This is a genomic window from Pseudochelatococcus contaminans (assembly GCF_014195635.1).
In the GTDB taxonomy this organism is placed as follows: Bacteria; Pseudomonadota; Alphaproteobacteria; order Rhizobiales; family Beijerinckiaceae; genus Pseudochelatococcus; species Pseudochelatococcus contaminans.
This window is the reverse complement of the sequence record NZ_JACICC010000005.1, coordinates 109,918-133,841: the sequence shown is the minus strand read 5'-3', so window position 1 is coordinate 133,841 and position 23,924 is coordinate 109,918. Positions and strand designations below refer to the sequence as shown.

General features: G+C 62.9%; 20 protein-coding genes. 11 read left to right on the top strand and 9 right to left on the bottom strand.

Going from position 1 to position 23,924, the window contains the following annotated elements; translation table 11 throughout:
• Window positions 1-17: 17 nt before the first annotated feature.
• Window positions 18-728 carry an RlmE family RNA methyltransferase gene (locus FHS81_RS11185; RefSeq protein WP_246374987.1) on the top strand — a complete coding sequence of 237 codons (711 nt, stop codon included), beginning with the start codon at window positions 18-20 and terminating at the stop codon, window positions 726-728.
• A gap of 21 nt (window positions 729-749) precedes the next feature.
• Here FHS81_RS11185 and FHS81_RS11180 read toward each other — a convergent pair whose 3' ends face one another.
• The 3 genes from FHS81_RS11180 to FHS81_RS11170 form a co-directional block, all read right to left on the bottom strand.
• Entirely contained in the window at window positions 750-2,276 is a 1,527-nt protein-coding gene (locus tag FHS81_RS11180; protein ID WP_246374975.1) for an L-aspartate oxidase, read from the bottom strand.
• Window positions 2,277-2,384: 108 nt separating this feature from the next.
• Window positions 2,385-3,437 (bottom strand): quinolinate synthase NadA, encoded by a 1,053-nt coding sequence (gene nadA / locus FHS81_RS11175; protein ID WP_183752998.1) that lies wholly within the window; start codon window positions 3,435-3,437, stop codon window positions 2,385-2,387.
• Window positions 3,438-3,775: 338 nt separating this feature from the next.
• Window positions 3,776-4,804: an NUDIX hydrolase gene (locus tag FHS81_RS11170; protein ID WP_246374974.1), complete on the bottom strand. Its 1,029-nt coding sequence runs from the start codon at window positions 4,802-4,804 to the stop codon at window positions 3,776-3,778.
• A 162-nt stretch (window positions 4,805-4,966) separates the two neighbouring features.
• Between FHS81_RS11170 and nadC the strand changes: the two genes are divergently transcribed.
• The 3 genes from nadC (at window position 4,967) to ilvN (ending at window position 8,556) form a co-directional block, all read left to right on the top strand.
• Entirely contained in the window at window positions 4,967-5,809 is an 843-nt protein-coding gene (nadC, locus tag FHS81_RS11165) for a carboxylating nicotinate-nucleotide diphosphorylase (protein ID WP_183752996.1), read from the top strand.
• Window positions 5,810-6,113: 304 nt separating this feature from the next.
• A complete protein-coding gene (locus tag FHS81_RS11160) occupies window positions 6,114-7,874 on the top strand; it encodes an acetolactate synthase 3 large subunit (RefSeq protein WP_183752993.1) in 1,761 nt (586 codons plus the stop codon).
• A gap of 148 nt (window positions 7,875-8,022) precedes the next feature.
• A complete protein-coding gene (gene ilvN, locus FHS81_RS11155; protein WP_183752991.1) occupies window positions 8,023-8,556 on the top strand; it encodes an acetolactate synthase small subunit in 534 nt (177 codons plus the stop codon).
• Between the two features lie 15 nt (window positions 8,557-8,571).
• On the opposite strand, the gene FHS81_RS11150 is transcribed toward ilvN, so the two are convergent.
• Window positions 8,572-9,144, bottom strand: coding sequence for a DUF924 family protein (locus FHS81_RS11150; RefSeq protein WP_183752989.1), 573 nt, complete (start codon window positions 9,142-9,144; stop codon window positions 8,572-8,574).
• Between the two features lie 287 nt (window positions 9,145-9,431).
• On the opposite strand from FHS81_RS11150, the gene ilvC reads away from it, so the two are divergent.
• The gene (ilvC, locus tag FHS81_RS11145) at window positions 9,432-10,451 is read left to right on the top strand and encodes a ketol-acid reductoisomerase (protein WP_183753266.1); all 1,020 of its coding nucleotides are present in this window, start codon (window positions 9,432-9,434) and stop codon (window positions 10,449-10,451) included.
• A 56-nt stretch (window positions 10,452-10,507) separates the two neighbouring features.
• On the opposite strand, the gene FHS81_RS11140 is transcribed toward ilvC, so the two are convergent.
• From FHS81_RS11140 to FHS81_RS11125, 4 genes are all read right to left on the bottom strand, one after another.
• The gene (locus tag FHS81_RS11140) at window positions 10,508-11,347 is read right to left on the bottom strand and encodes a PhzF family phenazine biosynthesis protein (protein WP_183752987.1); all 840 of its coding nucleotides are present in this window, start codon (window positions 11,345-11,347) and stop codon (window positions 10,508-10,510) included.
• Between the two features lie 85 nt (window positions 11,348-11,432).
• Window positions 11,433-14,141 (bottom strand): bifunctional acetate--CoA ligase family protein/GNAT family N-acetyltransferase, encoded by a 2,709-nt coding sequence (locus tag FHS81_RS11135; RefSeq protein ID WP_183752985.1) that lies wholly within the window; start codon window positions 14,139-14,141, stop codon window positions 11,433-11,435.
• A gap of 249 nt (window positions 14,142-14,390) precedes the next feature.
• Entirely contained in the window at window positions 14,391-15,701 is a 1,311-nt protein-coding gene (locus tag FHS81_RS11130) for a DUF2254 domain-containing protein (RefSeq protein ID WP_183752983.1), read from the bottom strand.
• A gap of 1 nt (window position 15,702) precedes the next feature.
• Complete coding sequence (locus tag FHS81_RS11125; RefSeq protein ID WP_183752981.1) at window positions 15,703-15,993, bottom strand: hypothetical protein; 291 nt, start codon at window positions 15,991-15,993, stop codon at window positions 15,703-15,705.
• A gap of 74 nt (window positions 15,994-16,067) precedes the next feature.
• Between FHS81_RS11125 and FHS81_RS11120 the strand changes: the two genes are divergently transcribed.
• From FHS81_RS11120 to FHS81_RS11105, 3 genes are all read left to right on the top strand, one after another.
• Window positions 16,068-16,859: an SIMPL domain-containing protein gene (locus tag FHS81_RS11120; protein WP_183752979.1), complete on the top strand. Its 792-nt coding sequence runs from the start codon at window positions 16,068-16,070 to the stop codon at window positions 16,857-16,859.
• A 394-nt stretch (window positions 16,860-17,253) separates the two neighbouring features.
• Window positions 17,254-19,113, top strand: a complete 1,860-nt coding sequence (gene ilvD / locus FHS81_RS11110; RefSeq protein ID WP_183752975.1) for a dihydroxy-acid dehydratase — start codon at window positions 17,254-17,256, stop codon at window positions 19,111-19,113.
• 79 nt (window positions 19,114-19,192) lie between these two features.
• The gene (locus FHS81_RS11105) at window positions 19,193-19,759 is read left to right on the top strand and encodes an NUDIX domain-containing protein (protein WP_183752973.1); all 567 of its coding nucleotides are present in this window, start codon (window positions 19,193-19,195) and stop codon (window positions 19,757-19,759) included.
• Here FHS81_RS11105 and FHS81_RS11100 read toward each other — a convergent pair.
• Window positions 19,752-19,919, bottom strand: coding sequence for a hypothetical protein (locus FHS81_RS11100; RefSeq protein WP_183752971.1), 168 nt, complete (start codon window positions 19,917-19,919; stop codon window positions 19,752-19,754). The two genes, FHS81_RS11105 and FHS81_RS11100, sit on opposite strands and share 8 nt — an antisense overlap.
• 538 nt (window positions 19,920-20,457) lie before the next feature.
• On the opposite strand from FHS81_RS11100, the gene exbB reads away from it, so the two are divergent.
• The 3 genes from exbB to FHS81_RS11085 all read left to right on the top strand — a co-directional run bounded on the left by exbB (window position 20,458) and on the right by FHS81_RS11085 (window position 23,797).
• Complete coding sequence (gene exbB / locus FHS81_RS19190; RefSeq protein ID WP_281374468.1) at window positions 20,458-21,729, top strand: tonB-system energizer ExbB; 1,272 nt, start codon at window positions 20,458-20,460, stop codon at window positions 21,727-21,729.
• A gap of 5 nt (window positions 21,730-21,734) precedes the next feature.
• Entirely contained in the window at window positions 21,735-22,223 is a 489-nt protein-coding gene (exbD, locus tag FHS81_RS11090) for a TonB system transport protein ExbD (RefSeq protein WP_183752969.1), read from the top strand.
• A 137-nt stretch (window positions 22,224-22,360) separates the two neighbouring features.
• On the top strand, window positions 22,361-23,797 hold the full coding sequence (locus FHS81_RS11085) for an FAD-linked oxidase C-terminal domain-containing protein (RefSeq protein ID WP_183752967.1): 1,437 nt from the start codon (window positions 22,361-22,363) through the stop codon (window positions 23,795-23,797).
• Window positions 23,798-23,924 lie beyond the last annotated feature (127 nt).

The following is a 23,924-nucleotide window of genomic DNA, read 5'->3' as shown; positions in this document are numbered from 1 at the left end:
GCAGTGGAGCGCGCTCGTTGAAAGTGCGCGTCAAGACGGCGGCCAAGCGCTCCGTCGCGTCCGCACGCTGGCTCGAACGCCAGTTGAACGATCCCTACGTGGCGCGCGCCCGGCGTGAAGGATATCGCTCGCGCGCGGCGTTCAAGCTGATCGAGATCGATGAAAAATTCGGCCTGCTGAAACCGGGGCAGCGCATTGTCGATCTTGGAGCAGCGCCGGGTGGCTGGTCGCAGGTAGCGGCGAAAAAGGTTGGTATCGAAACCGGCAAAGGCCGGGTCGTCGGCATCGACCTTCTGGAAATTGAGCCGATGCCCGGTATCGACTTCATCCAGCTCGACTTCCTCGCGCCGGAAGCGCCCGCACGGCTTATCGAGTTGCTTGGCGGCCCCGCGAATGTCGTGCTCTCCGACATGGCAGCCAACGCGACCGGGCACAAGAAAACCGATCATCTCCGCATCATGGGATTGGCCGAAACCGCGCTCGACTTTGCGCGGCAGGTGCTCGCTCCGGGCGGTATCTTTCTCGCCAAGGTGCTTCAGGGCGGCACGGAAGGCTCGCTGCTCAACGACATGAAGCGCGACTTCGCCGTGGTGCGTCACGTCAAACCGGCGGCGAGCCGTAGCGATTCATCCGAGCTTTATGTGCTGGCCATAGGCTATCGAGGCAAGGCGGCCGAAACCGACGTGGCGGACGCCGATGCGCCGGACGAGGACGCATCGGACGCTTGATCCGTCACGCAAGATTATCCATCAGGCGACGCGCAGGTCCGTATTCGCTTCCGATATGTCTGCGGCAATGCGCAAGGTAGCATCCAGCGTTGTTTCGCTATGCATGGCACCCGGTGCGGGATGCGGGAAGTCCGTGCGGTAATGTCCGCCCCGGCTTTCTTCGCGCAAAAGCGCGCCGGTAGCGATCATCAGGGCCACGATTGCGCGGTCGTCGCCTTGCGTGGCCAGCTGATGCAGCCACCCTGCTACATGCGTTAAGCCCTCCGCATATCTTTCGACGCCTACGGTTGAATCCATCAGCGCACGCAATGCGTCGAAGGCGCTTGTGCCGGGCCCATCGCGTCGGCTCAGCCGCAGCGGTGCGGATGCCGGCCGGCTGGGGGCGCTGCGAATATCCTCGGCAATCCAGCGGGCGAAGGCGAGCGCTTCCAGCAGTGAATTGCTGGCAAGGCGGTTGCCTCCATGCAGGCCGGTGGAAGCCACCTCTCCGCAGGCCCACAGGCCGGGAACGGAACTTGCACCTGCCGCATTCACGGCGATGCCGCCCATATGATAATGCGCCGCCGGTCGCACCGGGATCGGGTGACGGGTGGGGTCGATCCCGTTTGCATGGCACAGCGCGACCACGCCGGGGAAGCGGCGTTCGAGCCCGCTGATGCGCGCATCGAGAGAAACACTGTGCCCCGCCGCGATCTGGCGATGAATGGCGCGCGCCACGACATCCCGAGGGGCGAGTTCGCCGCCCGGTATGCCCTGCATAAAGCGTTCGCCGCGCTCGTCGATCAGGATTGCGCCTTCGCCGCGCAGTGCTTCTGTCGCCAGCGGCATGGGGTGGGCACCTGCCGCTATGGCAGTGGGGTGAAATTGCACGAACTCCATATCCCGCATCACCGCACCGGCACGGGCCGCCAGCGCCAGCCCTGACCCAACGGCGCCGGGTGGGTTCGTCGTCGAGGCATAAAGACCGCCAATGCCGCCGGTGGCGAGCACCAGCGCCCGCGCCGGGAATCGCGCGATTTCCGCGTTCGCCGTGGTCGCGGCGATGCCTGCGATCTGGCCGCTGTCATCGCGAAGCAGTTCGATGACACGCAGGTTTTCCATAATCGCGATATGCGGCGCGGCGCGGGCGGCGCGGATGAGCGCTTGCAGCACCATCAGCCCGGTCTTGTCTCCGCCCGCATGGGCAATGCGACGGCGGCAGTGGGCGGCTTCGAGGCCAAGCGCCAGCTCGCCCCGGTCGTTTCGATCGAAGGGCGCGGATAGACCGATGAGCCAGTCGATCGCCGGGGCCGCCGCCTCGGCCACGCGCAGCGCGACATCCGGGCGTGATAATCCGGCACCCGCTGCCACAGTGTCTTCGGCGTGGAGTGCGGCGCAATCGTCCTGCCCGATGGCTGCCGCGATGCCACCTTGCGCCAGTGCGGTCGCCGCGCCCTCACCCAGCGGCTTGCCGGCGATTAACGTCACCGGCAGGGGGGCAAGACGCAGCGCGGTCGCCAATCCGGCGATACCCGCGCCGACGACGATCACACGATCAGCGTTATGCATTGTGATCTCTCCCATTAGAGCATTTCGTTGAAGCTCAGAGATGCTCTATCTAATTGGTTTGACGCGTTTTCTTCGCGAAAAGCGGTATCTGCTTTGCCTGAAAACGCTTTAGCGGACGGCGAGCATGCGCTCCACGGCGGCGCGCGCCCGGTCGGCCACAGCCGCGTCGATCTCTACCGCGCCTTCCAGCGTTTCAAGCGCATGGCGGATTTTCGGCAGCGTGATGCGCCGCATGTGCGGGCAAAGGTTGCACGGCCGCACAAATTCGACGTCCGGGTGGTTCACGGAGACGTTGTCAGCCATCGAGCATTCGGTGATCAGCACCACGCGGCCGGGTTTATGGTCGCCGACATAATCCGCCATGGCGGCGGTGGAGCCGGCGAAATCGGCTTCCGCAACCACATCCGGCGGGCATTCGGGATGAGCCAGCACCACCAGACCCGGGTGGATGTCGCGAAGGTCGCGAATATCCTGTGGCGTGAAGCGCTCGTGCACCTCGCAGCGGCCCTTCCATGCGATCAGCTCGATTTCGGGAACATCCTTCTGCACGTTCTGCGCTAGATACTCGTCCGGCAGCATCAGGATGCGGTTGACGCCCCATTCGCGTGCCACGTGGCGAACAACCTTCACGGCATTGCCGGATGTGCAGCAATAATCGCTCTCCGCTTTGACCTCGGCGGACGTGTTGACATAGGTGACGACCGGCACACCCGGATAACGCTGGCGTAACAGGCGAATATCCGCGCCTGTGATGGAAGAAGCCAGCGAGCAGCCGGCATCGGAGTCCGGTATGAGCACTGTCTTCGACGGATTGAGCAGTTTGGCCGTTTCCGCCATGAAGTGCACGCCCGCCAGCACGATGACATCGGCGTCCACCGTCACGGCTTCCCGGGCCAGCGCCAGGCTATCTCCCACGATATCCGCCACGGTGTTGAAGATTTCCGGCGCCTGATAGTTGTGCCCCAGCACGACCGCGTTGCGCTGTTTTTTCAGCCGCTCGATGGCCTCGACGTCGCGGGCGATCGCTGGCCATTCGCCTGGCAGCAGGTGTTTCGAAACCCGCGCATAAAGGTGTGGCAGCGGAAAAACATTGTCATCCCGTCTTGCGGGGACAGAAACAGGGGCGATTTCCTCACGCGGTGCGAAGTTGAGATTGGCCATCGCATTTTTTCCTTGTGCTCAATTTGAGCATAATTAGGGTCAAAGAAACACCGGGCTGAAGTGCCCGGTACGTGATTGAACGTGTCACACCGCCATATGGCGCTGCGTTGATGGGTGAATTCGGAGCGTCAGAATCTGCCTCACCCCATTATGCTAAAATTGAGCATAAGGGTTTGTCAACAGAACGTCATGATTTTTTTGAGGCGGCTTTGGTTTTTCTAAAGCGTTTTCAAGCAAAGTGGATACCGCTTTGCGTGAAGAAAACGCGTCAAACCAAGAAGATAGAGCATTTCGGCGTTTCAACGAAATGCCGAAATGTTCTAAATCAGATCGAGCGTTCAGCGCTTGCTGCTTGCCATGGGCAGCCGCACGCCGGGGGCAGGGCGTTCCAACACCACTTCCCGGCGAAAACGCACCAGCCGCGCCGGTCTTCCGCCTGTTTCGGCGGATGTCTCGCCGGTTTCCTCGACGAGCCGCTGCTGCTCCACCAGCCGGCGAAAATTCTGCTTGTGCAGCCGCACGCCCGAGAGCGCCTCGACCGTCCGCTGAAACTGAAGCAGCGTGAAACTCGGCGGCATCAGCTCGAACACCACGGGGCGGTACTTGATCTTTCCCCGCAGTCGCGCGATGGCGAGCGCCAGCATGCGGCGATGATCGACAGCCATTTCCGTATCCATCTGGTGGCGCACGGCTGGCGTGCTGTCCCGATCCCGCCGCCCTTCGGCGACAAGGCCGGCCTCGTAGAGCAGTTCATAGCGCTCCAGCGTGCGCTCATCGTTCCACCCGGTACGCTCTTCCGCTTCGTCGCCAAGGCCGAAATTCAGTGACAGACGCTCCAACCGCCTCGTTGCATGTCGCGCATCGGCGGCAGCCCACGTGCGCAAGGCAGGCTCCAGAACATCGAGAATGGCCGGGCGGCCATCGCGCCAGTCCTCCCACGGAAAGAAGCGATACCAGCTCGTCCACACCGCATCGGCACCGGCCGTGCCGGCGTCACCGGCGGGGCGTGCTTCACGCACAAGGGCAAGGTACGCCACCGACAAACGCCTCGTGGCGTGGTCGCCGTCGGTTTCGCTGCGGTCTCGGTCGCCGAAGGTGTATAGCTGCTCGACGTGGCCGAGCTTCTGCAAAGTCTGGCGCTCCACCCAATTGCGCAGGCCGGTTTCCAGCGTGCGGTGGCCCCGCTCCAACGGGCCGGAGGGCAGCGCATCACGCCCGCCATGACGTCGCACCACAAGCACCTTCGGATCGTCCCCGGTGACGGCGACAATCACCGCACTCAGCCCGATTGTGAGGCTTTCGTCGCGGGCGGGCGAGTGGCGCGCGTCGTGTCTGGATTGTGAGGCATCTTGCGGTGAGGCAGGCATGTTCGGGGAACGCGTCGTCTTTTGGCCGGTGTATGAATTGGCGAGTGCATGAAAAACGATGATGCTATAGATAGCACGCTAGCGAGCCTCATAGCAGCATTCCCGGCAGCGTTATGGCCTGTGAAATGCGTGATTCTGAACGATAAAAGCCGGAATACAGCCATGTACGACAAGTTCAGCGTTCTGAAGCAGATTGACGGCTGGTTGGCGGAAGACATCGGCCACGTCGATCTGACCGCCCAGCTCATGATCGATTCGGACGCTGTCGCGACATTTCACATGAATGCGCGTGAACCGATGATCGTCGCGGGTATCGAGGTCGCAGCGCTGGTGTTCACGCACTACGACTCGGCGGTCACAGTCGAGGTTCTCGTCCGCGATGGTGAAACCGTCGAGGCAGGTGCGCCTCTTGCGGTCGTTTCCGGTCCGGCGCGGTCTCTGCTGACGGCCGAGCGCACTGCGCTCAACATCGTGCAGCGGCTGTCCGGCATCGCCACGGAAACCGCGCGCTACGTGCGCGCCATCGCGCACACGCGGGCGCGTCTGCTCGACACGCGCAAGACGACGCCTGGCCTGCGGATGCTGGAAAAGCACGCCGCCGTTTGCGGGGGCGCGCTCAACCATCGGCTGGGGCTGGATAGCGGTGTGATGCTGAAGGACAACCACATCGCGGTTTGCGGCGGCATTGCCAACGCAGTGCGGCGCGCGCGCGAACAAACCCCGGTGCTGACCCGGATCGAGGTGGAATGCGACCGTCTGGATCAGGTGGCGGAGGCCGTCGAGGCGGGGGCGGATGTCATCATGCTCGATAACATGAGCATTCCCGATATGGCCGAAGCTGTGCGCCGCGTGGCTGGCCGCGCCAGACTGGAGGCCTCTGGCGGCATCCGTCTGGACACGATTGCCACTGTGGCTGAAACCGGTGTGGACTTCATCTCGACGAGCCGTCCATTCCAGTCCGCGCCTGCCGTGGACATCGGATTGGATCATGGCGCGGCAAGATAATTTCATTTGGTTCGAATTTTTCGCAGGTTCGTGCTTGACCGTTCGTTTCGTCTGGAATACGTTTCTAGAAATTTTCAGGAAGGTGTGCACGTGATGCAGTTCGTCCTTATCGTATCGGGAGCGCCATCGACGGAGCGGGAATAACCCGCAGGTCCGGTTGGTGGCGCACAAGGGTCCTTCGGGGCCCTTTTTTGTTGCCTCAATCAGACGTTACACCCAACGAAAATAACGGAACGACGCCAGCCACGACGGCGCCGCACCAGAGCAAACAAGCCTGCGCCGGCAAATTATTTGGAGGACGGCGATGAGTGAGACGATTACCGGGGCCGAGATGGTCATCCGTGCGTTGCAGGATCAGGGGGTCGAACACATTTTCGGCTATCCGGGCGGGGCTGTCCTGCCGATCTATGACGCGCTCTTCCTTCAGGACAAGGTTCATCACATCCTCGTACGTCACGAGCAGGCGGCTGTCCATGCGGCAGAGGGCTATGCCCGGTCCACCGGCAAGGTCGGCTGCGTGCTGGTGACGTCTGGCCCCGGTGCCACGAACGCCGTCACCGGCCTCACCGATGCGATGCTCGATTCTATCCCGCTCGTCGTCATCACGGGGCAGGTGCCCACCTACCTCATCGGCTCCGACGCCTTTCAGGAGGCGGACACCGTTGGCATCACGCGCCACTGCACCAAGCATAACTATCTGGTGAAGGACATCGCGGATCTGCCGCGCATCCTGCACGAGGCGTTTTATGTCGCCAGCAATGGCCGCCCGGGGCCGGTGGTGATCGACATCCCGAAGAACATCCAGTTTGAAAGCGGCCCATACGCGCGGCAGGCTGACAATCAGCACAAGACCTACCGGCCGAAGGTGGAGGGCGATCCCGCCCGCATCGCCGCCGCGGTCGAGCTGATGACCCGGGCGCAGCGGCCCATCTTCTACACCGGCGGCGGCGTCATCAATGCCGGTTCGGGCGCGACGAAGCTGCTGCGGGAACTCGCGGCGCTGACGGGTTTCCCCGTCACGTCCACGCTGATGGGTCTGGGTGCGTTTCCCGCATCTGATCCGCAGTTCCTCGGGATGCTGGGCATGCACGGCACCTACGAGGCCAACCTCGCCATGCACGATTCCGATCTCATCATTGCCGTGGGCGCGCGCTTCGACGATCGCATCACGGGGCGGCTGGATGCCTTCGCGCCGCACTCGCGCAAGATCCATATCGATATCGACCCGTCCTCCATCAACAAGACGGTGAAGGTGGACATCGGCATCGTCGGAGACTGCGCCCACGTGCTGCACGAGATGGTGCGCGTGTGGAAGGAGACCGCTCCGGTCATCGACAAGTCGCGCCATGCGCCGTGGTGGGCAGACATCGCCCGCTGGCGGGCGCGCAACTGCCTCGCCTATCGCAAGGATGGCCAATTCATCAAGCCGCAGTATGCACTGGAGCGGCTTGAGGCGCTGACCAAGGGCCGCGACCGCTACATCACAACGGAAGTGGGGCAGCATCAGATGTGGGCGGCGCAGTTCCTGCACTTCGACGAGCCGAATCGTTTCATGACGTCCGGCGGCCTTGGCACCATGGGTTACGGCTTGCCGGCGGCCATCGGCGTGCAGATCGCGCATCCCGATGCACTCGTCATCGATGTGGCGGGCGAGGCATCCATCCAGATGAACATTCAGGAGATGTCGACGGCACTGCAATATCGCCTGCCGGTGAAGGTGTTCATCCTGAACAACGAATACATGGGCATGGTGCGCCAGTGGCAGGAGCTGCTGCATGGCGGGCGCTATTCGGAGAGCTATTCCGATGCGCTGCCTGATTTCGTCAAGCTGGCGGAGGCATTCGGCGGCACGGGTATTCGCTGCGACAAGGCGGAAGAGCTGGATGACGCCATCCGCCGGATGATCGACACGCCCGGCCCCGTTATTTTCGATTGCCTTGTCGATCCGGCGGAAAACTGCTTCCCGATGATCCCTTCGGGCAAGGCGCACAACGAAATCCTGCTCGGCGACGCGGTGGCCGACATCGGCTCCGTCATCGACGACAAGGGGAAGGCGCTGGTCTGAGACCTGTGCGAGCCAGATCCGATAGGGTAATGCCATGAAGCATATCACGCCTCCCAAGGTGACATCGTTTCAGATGTCATCTTCCAGAGTGCCATCGCCATTATCAAGCCGGCCTGCGGGCGGCAGTCATCTTTCCGGAATCCTTCCCATGTCATCGATCTATTCCGACGCACCGCCGCCGACCCCGGTTCTTCGCCACACGCTGGCGGTGATCGTCGACAACGAGCCCGGCGTGCTGGCACGCATTGCCGGTCTGTTTTCGGGGCGCGGCTACAATATCGAGAGCCTGACGGTTTCCGAAACCCAGCACGAAAAGCACCTGTCGCGCATCACCATCGTCACGGCTGGAACGGCAGCGGTGATCGTGCAGATCAAGGCGCAACTGTCGCGCCTCGTGCCGGTTCACCGGGTGACGGATCTCACCGTGGAAAGCGATGCGGTGGAGCGCGAGCTGGTGCTGCTCAAGGTCGTGGGGCAGGGCGAGCAGCGGCTGGAAGCGCTGCGTCTGGCGCAGGCTTTCGGCGCGCGCACCGTTGACGCGACGCTGAAATCGTTCGTGTTCGAGCTGACCGGCTCGTCGGACGAGGTTAGCCGGTTCATCGAGTTGATGACCGAATGCGGGCTGGCCGAGGTGTCGCGCACCGGCATCGCGGCGTTGAGCCGCGGCGCCGACGCGCTGTAATTTGCCCAGACAGGTTCAGCCCTTGAAACCGCCGGCGTCGAGGAACGCCTGTTCCTCCGGCGTCGTTTCGCGGCCCAGCGCGGGGTTGCGGTGGGGGAAGCGGCCGAACTTCACGATGATGTCGCGGTGGATGTGTGCGTAGTCCAGCCCCTCCGCGTTCCCGAGCGCCTCATAAAGCGCCACGCAGCGATCCTGATCCGCAAGGTTTTCGGAATGCATGAACGGCAGATAGAAAAACGCCCGCAGGTCGGTTTCCACGCGCTGGTCGTAGCCGGCAGCGAGGGAACGGTTGGCCACGGCGCGCGCCTGCGGATCGGTTGCGAACGCGCGGGCGGTGCCGCGATAAATCTGCCGGGGGAACTGGTCCAGCGCGATGGTGAGCGCCAGCGCACCATCGGGGCGCGTTTCCCACGGATGACCGCGTTCGAGCAGATGCGGCTCGTCCGCCAGCGTTTCAAGCAACGGCTGGTAGCGTTCACGGACGGCGGCGTCGAAGGCGTCGTCACCGGCGAACCACAGCTTCGGTCCCGCGTTGCGCCAGAAGGCGAGGATGTCTTCAGGCGTGCCGATGGCCGCGTTTTCCGTCATGTTGTTGTCTCCCTTGAGCATGGTCCTGCGGCCGTTGGCCACATTCTGATCCATGCATCGACAATGGATGGTGCGGGGTGACGTTTCAACCGGGTTTCCGTTCCGCACCAGCATGACGGAGATTCTAACACGTCCGCGTCACCGGATTGTTTCGGGTCGCGGAAATCCTCTTGACCGTCCCGCCTCTGCCTCATTATCAGCAGGGCGGGACAATAAGACCAGCCGCGGATGGAAGCCGGCCCGGGAGGCGCGGTTCCATGACGAAAATGCCAGGGAAAGGGCAGACTATGCGTGTTTATTACGATCGTGACGCCGACATCAACCTCATCAAGGGCAAGAAGGTCGCGATCATCGGCTATGGCAGCCAGGGTCATGCCCATGCGCTCAACCTGCGCGATTCCGGCGTGAAGGAACTCGCTGTCGGCCTTCGTGAAGGCTCCGCTTCGGCAAAGAAGGCCGAGGCAGAAGGCCTCAAGGTGCTGACCCCCGCCGAGGCAGCCAAGTGGGCCGATGTCGTCATGCTGCTGACGCCGGACGAACTGCAGGCAGAGATCTACTACGATAGCCTGCACGACAACCTGAAGGAAGGCGCCGCGCTGCTGTTCGCCCACGGCCTCAACGTGCACTTCAACCTCATCGAGCCGCGCAAGGATCTCGACGTGCTGATGGTTGCGCCCAAGGGCCCCGGCCACACCGTGCGTTCCGAGTACCAGCGCGGCGGCGGCGTTCCGACCCTGATCGCTATTGCTCAGGACGCAACCGGCAACGCGCATGACATCGCGCTGTCCTACGCTTCCGCAAACGGTGGCGGCCGCGCCGGCATCATCGAGACGACCTTCAAGGAAGAGTGCGAGACGGATCTCTTCGGCGAGCAGGTCGTGCTGTGCGGTGGCCTCGTGGAACTGATCCGTGCCGGCTTTGAGACGCTGGTGGAAGCCGGTTACGCGCCGGAAATGGCTTACTTCGAGTGCCTGCACGAGACGAAGCTCATCGTCGACCTCATCTACGAGGGCGGCATCGCCAACATGAACTACTCCATCTCCAACACGGCTGAATATGGCGAGTACGTCACCGGCCCGCGCATCATCACGCCGGAGACGAAGGCCGAGATGAAGCGCGTGCTTGAGGACATCCAGTCCGGCAAGTTCACGCGCGACTGGATGCTGGAGAACAAGGTCAGCCAGACCTCGTTCAAGGCGACCCGCGCCCGCAACGCCGCCCACCAGATCGAGGAAGTCGGCGCGAAGCTGCGTTCCATGATGCCGTGGATTCAGGAAAAGGCGCTGGTCGACAAGTCGCGCAACTGATCGACACGCCTATCCGCCAAAGCATCCCGCCGGACATAACGTCCGGCGGGATTTTTTTACGTTTGCTGGCCGCTGAAAAGGGTGTGGCTGTAGCCGCCGACCCACACTTGTCCGCTGTCATCCTGCTCGACATAGACGCGGCCCTTGCGGCCAATCTTCGTGCCCTGCGCCGCGACATAGGCGCCTTGCGCCCGCCCGCTCGCAAACAGCCACTGGCCGAGCGAAGCGTTGAGGCTGCCGGTCACCGGGTCTTCGATCAACGCGCCATGGGCGTCGCTGAACAGCGCCCGAACCTCGAACGCCGCGTCGCTGCCATCCGGGTGCGGGCCGACGATGCCAACGTCAATCCGACGTGACGGATTGCGGTCCGGCTCGATTGCGAGAACGGCTTCGGCGGAGTCAAGCAGGATACCGACCCAGCCGGGGCCGTTGTCCACCCATGCGGCATCGCGGATCGCCGTGCGCGGTATGCGCAGCACCTCGGCGACGAAGGCGAGGTCTGCCTCTTCCGGCTCGCCACTGCGCAACAGGGGCGGGGCGGCGAACGTGAGGCGGCCATGTCCGCGCCGGATGGGCACGAGGCCAGCACCGCATTCCTGAATGATGACATCGGCATTGTGCGGTGTGCCGCCCGCCTCAAGCCATGCATGGGCGCTGCCCAGCGTGGGATGACCGGCAAATGGCAGCTCATGTGCCAGCGTGAAAATACGGACGCGATAGTCAGCCTGCGGCTGTGTCGGCGGTAGCAGGAACGTGGTTTCCGACAGGTTGAACCAGCGTGTGATCTGCTGCATTTCATCCGTCGTCAGATCCTGCGCGGCGGCGATGACCGCAAGCGGATTGCCGGAGAATGCACCGGAGCCAAAAACATCCACGAGTTGAAAGGGGCGAGACATGAGACGGTCACCTCGGTTGATCGTCCCTTTCTTATCCCATTGTCCCGGCCGGTTTGTCACCAGAGCAGTTGTGGGCAGCGACGCTTTACAGATCGAGCCTGACCAGCCGCACGCCCGCGTCGTCCGGGTCCGGGCGGGATTTGAACCCGAGCTGGGCGCACATCGCCAGCATCATGGTGTTCTCGCGCAGAACCTGCGCTTCCACCGCCTTTAGCCCCTCGGCGCGGGCATATTCGATGATGGAGTTCATCAGCAGCCAGCCCAGACCCTTGCCGCGCATATCCGTGCGGGTCATGATGCCGTATTCGCCAGCTTCATAATTGGCATCGGCATGCAGGCGGACGGCTCCGAGCATCTCGCCGGTTGCCTTGTCCACCGCCACGAAGGCCATGGCGCGGCCATAATCGAGCTGCGTCAGCCGGGCGATAAATGTGTGGCTGAAATCCTTGATCGGTGTGAAGAAGCGCAGCCGCAGATCGTCCGGCGTGACCTGTGTGAAGAAGTGCCGGAACATTTCCTCGTCCTCTGGCCGCACGGGACGCATGGTTATCGGCGTGCCGTCAGACAGGCGCATCAGGCGCTCCCACTCCTGCGGATAGGGGCGGATGGCGAAGCGCGGATGCCCCGACGGCCCCTTGGCCTTGCCGACCACAGGAGCGATCTTCACCCGCGCATCGACGCCGATGACGCCGGTGTGATCCGCGAGCAGGGGATTGATATCGATCTCACGCACCTCCGGCAGGTCGGCGGCGAGTTGCGCCAGCTTAACCAGCGTGAGAGCCACGGCGCGCTCGTCTGCCGCTGGCACGTCGCGATACGCCTTGAGGCGACGGGAGACGCGTGTGCGGGAGATAAGGTCATGCGCCAGCCGCAGATCGAGCGGCGGCAGGGCGATGGCGCGGTCGTTGATGACCTCGACGGCGGTGCCGCCCCGCCCGAACACGACAACAGGCCCGAACACCGGATCGTCGGCAATGCCCGCGATCAGCTCCCGGCCCTTGGGCCGCACCATCATGGGGTGGATGGTGACGCCGTGAATACGCGCTTCGGGACGTAGCCTCGCGGCGCGCTCAAGGATTTCCTCAGTGGCCGCGCGCACCGCCTGCCCGTTGACGAGGTTGAGGCGCACGCCGCCGATATCGGACTTGTGCACGACATCGGGCGACAGAATCTTCACCGCCACCGGCAGGCCCTGCGCGAAGAAATGCTCGGCAGCTTCAACGGCCTCATCGGCATTTTTCGCCGAACGTACCGGCGTGATCGGGATCTGATAGGCGTCGAACAGGGCTTCGGTTTCAACAGGGTCAAGCCAGTTTCGTCCGGACGCAAGCACGCTGTCGATGACGCCGCGAGCGGCTGCGGTGTCGGGGTTGAAGTCCGCCGGCAGGCTCGGCGGCGTCTCCATGAGCTGGTTCAGAGCTTCCCGGTAACGCACGAGATGGGTGAAGCCGCGCACGGCCTCCGCCTCCGTGGCGTAGTTTGGGATGCGCGCCGCGGCGAACTGGTCGCTGGCCTCACCTGCATCGCCGTACCACACGGTGAGGATCGGCTTGGCGGAATGGCGCTGGCGGCGATAAGTGGCGGCCGCCTCGATCACCGCGCGCGCCACATCCACAGACGATGCCGCCCCAAGCGGCACGTTCAGCACCAGCACGCCGTCATTGGCGCGGTCGGCAAGAACGTGCTGGAGGGTGGTGGCGTAACGCGCCGCGTCGGCATCCCCGCCCAGATCGATGGGGTTGGAGCGCGACCAGCGTCCGGGTGGCAGATCCTTGTCCAGCGCCTCAAGGGTGAGGGGTGAAATTTCCGCCAGCGCGCCGCCAAAATCGATCAGCCTGTCGACGGTGAGCTTGCCGATGCCGCCGCCATTGGTGACGATGGCCAGCCGCTTGCCCAGGAAAGGCCGCACCCGGCCCAGCGTTTCGGCGGCGGCGAACAACTCGTCAAGATCAATGACGCGCAGCAGACCCGCGCGCCTGAACGCGGCGTCGTAGACCGCATCCGGCGTGGCGAGCGCAGCCGTGTGCGTATCGGCCACCTTTTGACGGTCTTCATGGCGGCCGGATTTGATCACCACCACCGGCTTGGCACGGGCGGCAAGGCGCGCGGCGGACATAAATTTGCGCGCGTCCTCCACGGTTTCCACATAAAGCAGGATGGCGCGGGTGTGCCGGTCGAGCGCGAAATAATCCAGCAGGTCGCCGAAATCGACATCGATCTGTCCGCCTATGGAAGCGACGGCGGAAAATCCAATGGCGTTGGTCGTCGCCCATTCGATCACGCCCGCCGCCAGCGCGCCGGATTGCGTAATGAGCGCGAGATCGCCGGGGATGGGTGTGCTGCCGGCAAAGCTGGCATTCAACTTCGCGTGCGGCGCGATAATGCCGATGCTGTTGGGGCCGACGAGGCGCAGGCTATGGCTGCGCGCAACCGCCTCCACCCGTGCGAGAAGCTCCGCGTCGTGCGCCAGCGCTTCCGTCACGATCACCGCCCCATGCACCCCTTTCGCGCCGGCTTCCGCGACGCGGTTCAGCACCTCGCCCACAGGCGACGCGATAATGATGAGGTCCGGAGTGAACGTCAGCGCCTTGAGTGATGGCGCCAGCTCGAAATCCGCCAGATTGCCGTTGACCGATTTATCGATCTCGTGGCCAACGAACCCGCGTTGCCCGGAGAATGCGGAGGCAGCAATGTTGCGCGCCAGCTTGTCGACAAGCCCGGCGTCGGCTCCCTCGTCAGCAACGATGGCGATGGAGCGGGGAGAAAACAGGTGTTCCAGATTATATGTGCTCATCGGAAGTCCGTCTGCTGGCAGCGGGCACGATCCGGTCAACACGGCCACGGCATTGCGCAGCCAGAACATCGAGCGCCCGGCCCGAGACGACGACACTCCAGAGGCTTCAATGCCACGAACTCGTTGCCAATGCACCAGTTTGCCGGCAACAGGGCGAAGAAAGCCACCATTCGCGGCAGAAATAGCGCACTTCCACGCGCTGTGCCATAACCCGCTTGCCGCAAAGAGCAGACCGCTAACCGGAACGCGTTATTGTCCGTTGGCGGCGGCGTTTGCGTGGTTCAGCCCTTCCAGCACGCCGCCCCGATGCGCGGCTTCGCGGACGCGCTGCTTGTCAAAGTCGAGGGACAAACCGGCTTCGGCGCGGCTCAAAGCCAGTCCCGCCTGCTGGAGAGCGGCCTCGCGGAAGTCGCTGTCGCCCGTCCGTGCAAGCGCACCCAGCGACTTTTGCAGCCGTATCTGCACCTCGACGTGTTCCGCACCGTCCCGTGCCAGCAGCATGAAGGCGTCCTCGAACATGTCCTGCGACCGCAGCGGCTGCACGTAGACGCGCGGATAGGCTATCTTGTCCTCTGGAATGGTGGGCGGGCCTTTGGCCCATAATGTCAAAAGACGCGTCAGGCGGCCAATGACGTCAATGGCTGTTCCGGGATCGTTGGTGGCCGGGGACAGCGCCCGCGAGGCGATTTCGCTCATGACGGCGAGCCCGAAACGGGGATCCTGATCGAAACTGCGCTCGGCCCCGATGCTGAAGGCACTGCGCACTTCTTCGTGCAAGTCCTCGTCGTTTTGATCGGTTTCCGCGCTGGCACATGAGCCGATCCAGGCAATCGGCGTGTCCGGATAAAGGAATGCACCCGGCAGGGCGGTCACGTAGATGTCGGCGTCGACATCCTCGCATTGTGCCGCCAATGCGGCCATATCGATATGCTGCACATATCCCACGTCGCCCGCCAGAACGGAAACGGCGGAAGGCGGAAGTCCTTCCAGCCGCTTGCCGCCCTGATACGGCTGGCTGAGGCGACTGCGGATGGCGCGCCGTGTTGCATCTTCCACCCGGCTGGTGGTTTCCGGCACGAGGCCAAGCCGCGTCAGGTGATCGATCCAGCGCAGCAACGATACCACGATGAGCGCGATGACGGCGATGGTGACGATGAAGAGAATCACACGCCCGCGCGCATCGTAAGCGCCCGTCTTCAGCACCACGATGCCGACGATGGCGAACAGGAATGAGCCAATGAAGGTGGAGAGGACGTTCTGCGTGACCCGGTCCTCGATCAACAGCCGCGTGGCGCGCGGCGTCACCTGGCTCGCCGCCGCGCCATAGGCCGACGTGACAACGCTGAGAGAGAAGGTGGTGACCGCAAGCATGCTCGATGCGATGATCGTCAGAATGCTGTCAACGGCATGGACGCCGATCGTGCCCGGAAGCTGCCACGGTATATAAGGCTCGACAACCGCCGACAGCACGGCGGCGACGATTCCGAGCGCGCCAATCAGCGATGCCCGCACCCACAAGCGCCGCGTGATACGCGACAATATCCATTGCCAGCGCGACATTTCAATTTCCCCGCACGTTTTCAGGATTTCCGCCGATTGGCATCTTCGGAGGGGTATAAAGCGTTTTCAAGCAGAGTGGATACCGCTTTGCGTGAAGAAAACGCGTTACACCGAAATAGGTTGGCGTCTCCAAATTGCCATTAAACGCTGAAATGCTGCATAGTGTTGATATAAAGCGCTTTCCTCGCATAAAAGGGCTTTGCCTTGCATGAGGATGTTTCCATATCAACGCGCGTGCGCCAGTTCCGTTCAGGCGCTGCGCAATGATGACGATGACGGCTTTTTGCGCCATGATAAGCGCGACTCGCACCCCGCACGGCAAAGCCTCAGATGCGGGAATTGCAACAGATGCAGGAAGGATGTCTCATGGCTTTCACGGTTCGATCGGAACGCAAGCCGCGCGGAGTCCGCGCCGCGACATTGGCTGCTTTCGCCGGTGGCGCAATCGTAGGGCTCGCCGCGCTGCCGTTGGCGGCGCTGGCCCAGCAGGGTAGCGCCGCAGCTACCACCTCCGCGCCGCGGGTCATCAGCGTTTCGGGTGAAGGCATCATGGAAGCCGTTCCGGATACGGCCAGCATCGTGATCGGCGTGGTCACGCAGGCCAAAACCGCGCGTGAGGCCGTGACCGAAAACACCACCGCGACCGAAGCCGTCATCAACTCGCTGCGCGAGGCCGCTGTTGAGAAGCGCGACATCGCGACGAGCGGGTTCTCCGTTCAGCCGCGCTACAATTACAGCCGCAACGGCGGCGAGGCTCCGAAGATCGAGGGATACGAGGCTCGCAACACGCTGAACGTGCGAGTGCGTGAATTGTCGAAACTCGGCGGTATTCTCGATTCGGCCGTCACGACAGGTTCGAACCAGATTGGCGGCATCAGCTTCGATGTGGCGGACAGCGCCCCGCTGCTGGATCAGGCCCGCGCCGAGGCCGTTGCCGACGCGCGCCGCAAGGCTGACATCTTCGCCAAGGCCGCGGGCGTCCAGCTTGGCCGGGTATTGGCCATCGAAACCGGCCCGCACCGCTGGACACCTCAGCCGCGCGGCGTTGCACTGGCCGCACGGGCGGACTCGCTGTCCCCCAGCGCGCCGGTGCCTGTAGAGGCGGGAGAGCAATCATTCCGCGCCTCCGTCGAAGTCACGTGGGAACTTGTGGACTGATACGGCATGCCTGGTGGGTGAAGTGTGTTCGATCGGATGGAAACATCTGCGCCGGCCGCCATTTTGCTCACGCCGAGGAATGGAAAACCGGGCCACTTCCGCGTTTCCGAGAAATGGGGAAGTGGTCTGCAGCGCTTAAGCCTGCAGCATTGGCGCATGGCTGGTTTTCCTCAACTGCCGGTTTCCGTTACGATGAAATTGTTATAAACAGCATGTTTCGATGCGCCTGACCGGGGAGGAACGGCAATCGAGCCATTGCCGGCACGCCACGCCCGAAAACAAATGACAAGCTGGCGCTGCCGATCAGACGTATCGTGCGTATGCACCCATGCCGCCATCAATGTCGCCGTGAGGCAGACACTTTTTGGGCGTGCATGTCTTTTGTGAGGTCAGAATGCCTGTCTATCGTTCCCGAACCACCACCCATGGACGCAACATGGCGGGCGCTCGCGGTCTCTGGCGCGCGACAGGCATGAAGGACGAGGATTTCGGCAAACCGATCATTGCGGTGGTCAACTCGTTCACGCAATTCGTGCCGGGCCACGTGCACCTCAAGGATCTCGGCCAGCTCGTGGCGCGCGAGATCGAAAAGGCCGGTGGCGTCGCCAAGGAATTCAACACCATTGCTGTCGATGATGGCATCGCCATGGGGCATGACGGCATGCTCTACAGCCTGCCTTCGCGTGAGATCATCGCCGATTCGGTTGAGTATATGGTCAACGCGCACTGCGCCGACGCGATGGTCTGCATCTCCAACTGCGACAAGATCACCCCCGGCATGCTGATGGCGTCGTTGCGCCTTAATATCCCGTCGGTTTTCGTGTCTGGCGGGCCGATGGAAGCGGGCAAGGTGGTGCTGCGCGGCGTGACGAAGGCGCTCGATCTCGTCGATGCCATGGTCGCCGCCGCCGATGACAGCGTTTCGGATGCCGATGTGCATGCAATCGAACGCTCGGCATGCCCGACCTGCGGTTCGTGCTCCGGCATGTTCACGGCCAACTCGATGAACTGCCTCACAGAGGCGCTCGGCCTGTCGCTCCCCGGAAACGGTTCCACGCTCGCCACCCACGCGGACCGCAAGCGGCTGTTCGTCGAGGCGGGGCATCTCATCGTGGATCTGGCGCGTCGTTATTACGAGCAGGATGACGATACCGTCCTGCCGCGTTCCATCGCCACGTTCGAGGCGTTTGAGAACGCCATGGCGCTGGATATTTCGATGGGCGGCTCCACCAACACCGTGCTGCACCTGCTGGCGGCGGCCAACGAGGCCGGCGTGGATTTCACTATGGCCGATATCGACCGCCTGTCCCGTCAGGTGCCGGTGCTGTGCAAGGTGGCTCCGGCTGTCGGAGACGTGCACATGGAGGATGTTCACCGGGCGGGCGGCATTTTCGCCATTCTCGGTGAACTCGAAAGGGCCGGGTTGCTGCGTTCGGGTAATCCCACGGTTCACAGCCCGACGCTGGGCGCGGCTATCGATCGTTGGGACATCACCCGCGCCAACAGCGAGAGCGTGCACCAGTTTTACCGCGCCGCGCCGGGCGGAGTGCCGACGCAGGTCGCCTTCAGCCAGGAATCGCGCTGGGACGAACTCGACTCCGACCGCGAAAATGGTGTTATCCGCAGCGCGGAGCATGCATTTTCGAAGGACGGCGGCCTTGCGGTGCTCTATGGCAATCTGGCCGAAGACGGATGCATCGTGAAGACTGCGGGCGTGGACGAATCCATTCTGGTGTTTTCCGGTCCTGCCCGCATTTTCGAGAGTCAGGATACGGCGGTGGATGCCATCCTGCGCGGGCGTATCAACAAGGGCGACATCGTGCTGATCCGCTATGAAGGACCGCGCGGCGGACCCGGCATGCAGGAGATGCTTTACCCCACAAGCTACCTGAAATCGAAGGGGCTGGGCAAGGCGTGCGCGCTCATCACCGATGGCCGCTTCTCCGGTGGCTCGTCGGGTCTGTCCATTGGCCACGTCTCGCCTGAGGCGGCGGAAGGCGGAACCATCGGGTTGGTCGAAGAAGGCGACACCATCGAGATCGATATCCCGAAGCGGCGCATTCATCTGGCGATATCCGATGAAGAGCTTGCACGCCGCCGCACCGAGATGGACGCGCGCGGTGCGGACGCGTGGCATCCCGGCCCGCGCAAGCGCAATGTCACAGCGGCGTTGAAGGCTTATGCTGCAATGACGACATCCGCCGCGCGCGGTGCGGTGCGAGACGTCGAGGGCGCTCTGGCAAGGCGCAAATAACCGGCAATAGCTAACCGGCAAGCTCAGCCGACGAGACTCATCAGCGAAGTGGGGGCTTGCCCCCCACAGGGAGTTATCCATGTCGTTTGAAGTCGTCGAGACCCGGATCGTTCATGAGGGCTGGGGGCGCTTCCTGATTGCTTCCATCCGCCTGCCGGACGGGCAGATCATCCGCCGCGAGATCGAGGATCACGGCTCGGCGGTTGCGGTGCTGCCCTATGACGAGGAAAGGCGCGTGGCGCTGTTCGTCAGCCAGTTCAGGCCGGCGGCCTATCTCACATCCGGCGACGAGGCGGTGCTTGAGATTATTGCCGGCTGCCTTGAAGACGAAAGCCAGGAAGAATGCGCCCGCCGCGAGGCCATGGAAGAGGGTGGCCTGCGCCTTGGAACGCTCGAAAAGCTTGTCGAGGCGCTGCCCATACCCGGCATTTCGACGGAGCGCATAACGCTCTATCTGGCTCCGTACACGATTCGCGATCATGTAGGCGATGGTGGCGGGCTTGCAAGCGAGCACGAGGCCATCACGATCATCGAGTTGCCGCTGGCAGAGCTTGCGGCGATGGCCGACAGCGGCAAACTCATGGACATGAAGAGTTTTGCCTGCATCCAGACCTTGCGGATCAGGCGTCCGGAGCTTTTTACCTGAACGGATCGGTCGGGCCTGCAGTGCGCGTCTGCACCTGAACGTATTCCGGCACACCAGCCTGACGCTCCGCCCGTTGCTGCGGTGTCAATGTAAGGCCGGCACAGCCTGCAAGTGCGCCGGTGATGAGGGCGAGAGAGAGCACGGAAACAAGGCGCAGCATGGTGATATCCAAAGCACGAGAAACAATGCCGTGCTTATAGGGCAAGCGCGGAGGATAATAAACCTCGCAATATTGCTCAATTGATCAGTCTCGGCCATTGCACCTCTCTTATCCGGCAACAACATGCCGTTACATAATAATCGCGCGGCATTGAAAGGTGGTAGGCGTTTAACTTTTTGATCTTGATAGGGGTCTGTTGATCAGTGGCCCTCATCTGAGCGGAAATGGCTCCAGCATAATCTTTCACATGCAATCGATAGCTCTGTCGCTTATACCTTCTGTCGTTACTCCGAGGCATGAAGTGAGTGGCAGAATGTATATTTATATTAGAATAGTTAAAATAGATCGTTGTTGATTGCTGCTTTTCTTGCGCGTACAACCCCGACAGTGACATATCGAAGACTTGGTTCACCAATACCGGCGATCAGGAGGATCTCTGCCTCAGGGTGCCGGGCATCTGTATGTCGTCGTGTGTATCCAGTGGACATGGATATCCAGTGCGTCTGTGCTGTAAGAAATGAGAGTGAGAACCGAACCGATGGCTACAAAACCGGCTTCCTGCCTGCGCGTGTCGCGCGCGGCTCCTTCTCTGCGCCGCACCGCCCTTGCGGCTGCGATAGGGATGTGCCTGTCGCCGGTCTGTACGTCGATTGTCATGGCGCAGGTGGCGGCTCCTGAAGTCACGCCCGCACAGCCGGTTCAGACTCAGCCCGCGCCGACCACGACGACGCAGCCCGCATCGGTTCAGGCCCCCGCGACGCAGAACCCTGCCGCGCAGACACCTGCCCCACAGGTTCAGGCTCCCCAGATTCAGCCTTCGGCTCCGTCTCAGGCCCCCGCACCGGGCGCAGCGCCCGCCGCTCCCGCGTCGCAGGAGCCGGCCGGATCGGTGCAGCAGCCTGCATCGCCGGCAGCCGCCGCACCCTTCGGGAGTGATGCGGGGCAGCCTCAGCCCCAGCCCCAGCCACAGACGGTGTTGCCATCCGCGCCGCTGGGCGGTCCGGCAGGAGAGAGCGTTGTCATCACGGAATCCGAAACCGAAATCCTGCCAGACTTGCCGCCGCTGACCCCGCCGGAAGGCGAGCAGGGGCTGCACGACCTGTCCCCGTGGGGCATGTACCAGCAGGCTGATATCGTCGTCAAGGCGGTCATGATCGGCCTCGTGCTGGCGTCGCTGGCGACCTGGACGATCTGGGTTGCCAAATCGTTGGAACTGTTCTTCGCGCGGCGGCGTGTGCGCAAGGGGATCGAGGTGCTGCGCCAGGCGCAGACCTTAGGCGAATCCGAAGCCACTTTCCGCATCAACCGGGCGGGTGGCACGGTGCCGCAACTGGTGCGCGGCGCCATCGACGAGGCGAAGCGCTCTGCCGATCTGCCGGCGGAAGGCATCAAGGAGCGCGCGGAAATCCTGTTGTCGCGCATTGAAGCGCGCGCCGGCCGGCGCATGGGGGTTGGCACGGGCGTTCTCGCCAGCATCGGCTCCGTCGCGCCGTTCGTCGGTCTGTTCGGCACGGTGTGGGGCATCATGAACTCGTTCATCGGCATCGCCAAGTCGAACACCACGAACCTTGCCGTCGTTGCGCCTGGTATCGCCGAAGCACTGTTGGCCACCGCCATCGGCCTCGTAGCCGCTATTCCCGCGGTGGTGATCTACAACATGTTCGCGCGTTCCATCTCCGGCTACCGGGCGCTGCTTGGCGATGCCTCGGCTGAAGTCCAGCGTCACCTGTCGCGCGATCTCGACCGTGCCGCGACCGGCCATCAGCCGGGCAATCCGCGTGTGTCGAACCTGCGTTCGGCAGCGGAGTAAAGCTTATGGCGGGACGTCTCGATGACGGCGACGATCTGACCGAAAACGGCGAGATCAACGTCACCCCCTTTATCGACGTGATGCTGGTGCTGCTAATCATCTTCATGGTCGCCGCGCCCCTTTCAACGGTCGATGTGCAGGTGGACCTGCCTGCCTCCAATGCCCAGCCGCAGCAGCGGCCGGACAAGCCGCTCTATCTCACCGTGCAGGGCGACCTCACGCTTTCAGTGGGCGAGCAGACTGTCGTTCGCGATATCCTGCAGGTTGAGCTTGATCGCTTTACCGGCTCCAACCGCGAAGAACGCATTTTCCTGCGCGCCGATAAGGAAGTGCCTTACGGCGAGCTGATGGAAGTAATGAACCTGCTGCGCTCGGCAGGTTACCTCAAGGTGGCGCTCGTTGCCGCCGAGGCAGCGCCAGGCGGCGCACCCGCCGCGCCTGCGCCCACCGGCGATGCTCTGCCCGCCGCCGAGCCGGTTGCGCCCGCGCCGTAATCATTCCGTTTTCGTTAAAGGTCCATCGCCCGCCCGTGCATTGACTTGCACGGGCGGGCGCTGTTCATTGTTTGAATCGTTACAGACTTCGGCGCATCGGCGCAAAAAGCCTGAAACACAGACAAGACGGCAGGACCATGTCGACAATCGCCTTTCCCGCTCCCGATCCCGCTATCCTTGCACGCCGCGAGGCCATCTGGGCTGATCTTGCCCGGCTGATGCCCGCTGGTGGCCTGATCACCAGTGAGGAAGAACGGCGCGCCTTCGAGACGGATGCCCTTGCCGCCTACCGGCAGGTGCCGCTGGCGGTCGTGCTGCCTGCCTCGACGGAGGAGGTGTCAGCCGTGCTGGCCTACTGCAACCGTGAGGGCGTCAAAGTGGTGCCGCGCGGCGCTGGCACGTCGCTTGCCGGCGGGGCGATCCCGCAGGAGGATGCAGTCATCATCGGCCTGTCGCGCATGCGTCGTGTGCTGGAGGTGGATTATCCAAACCGCACCGCGCGCGTTGAAGCCGGCATCACCAATCTGGCGATCAGCGACGCCGTTTCGGCGGATGGTTTTTTCTACGCCCCCGATCCATCGAGCCAGCTTGCCTGCACCATCGCGGGCAACATCGCCATGAACTCGGGCGGCGCGCACTGTCTTAAATATGGCGTGACCACAAACAACCTCATGGGGCTGCGGGTGGTGTTGATGGACGGCAGCATCGTCGACATCGGCGGCGATTATCTCGATTCGCCCGGTTACGATCTGCTGGGCCTATTCACCGGCTCGGAGGGGCAGCTCGGCATCGTGACCGAAGCAACTGTGCGCATTTTGCCGAAGGCGGAGGGCGCGCGGCCGTTGCTGATCGGTTTCGCGTCCAGCGAGATTGCGGGCGCATGCGTCACCGCCATCATCTCAGCCGGCATTGTGCCGGTGGCCCTGGAATTTATGGACGGCCCGGCGATTCGTATCTGTGAGGATTTCGCCAAGGCCGGTTATCCCGTGGAAGCCGAAGCGCTGCTGATCGTCGAGGTTGAAGGCTCCGAGGCTGAAATCGCAGACGAACTGACGAAGATCGAGGCCATCGCGCGTCAGTTCAACCCGCTGGCATTGCGTGTGTCGCAATCGCCTGCCGAGAGCGCGGCTATCTGGAAAGGCCGGAAATCCGCCTTCGGCGCGATGGGGCGCATCGCCGATTACCTGTGCATGGACGGCACCATTCCCACTGGCCAGCTTTCGCTGGTGCTGCGGCGCATCGCCGAAATCTGCGCAGAGAACGGCGTGGGTGTGGCCAACATTTTCCACGCGGGCGACGGCAACCTGCACCCGCTGATTCTCTACGAGGCAGCCAAACCGGGCGATCTCGAACGGGCCGAAGTGGCGGGGGCGGAAGTTCTCAAACTATGCGTCGACGTCGGCGGTTGCCTCACGGGCGAGCACGGCGTGGGCATCGAAAAGCGCGATCTCATGTCCTACCAGTACAACCCGGTGGACCTCGAACAACAGATGCGGGCGCGCGCCGTTTTCGATCCGCGCTGGCTGCTCAACCCCGCCAAGGTGTTTCCATTGGAAGGTCGGTTTCAGCCGTAGGAGCTGGAGAGCTATCCGATAGAAAATGGATAAACTTCAAAGCACTATCTCATTGTTTTGATGCGTAACGATAATTGAACAGCCGGCCCGTGATCTTCCATCCGTTGCTTGGGGCATGAAGGGCAAA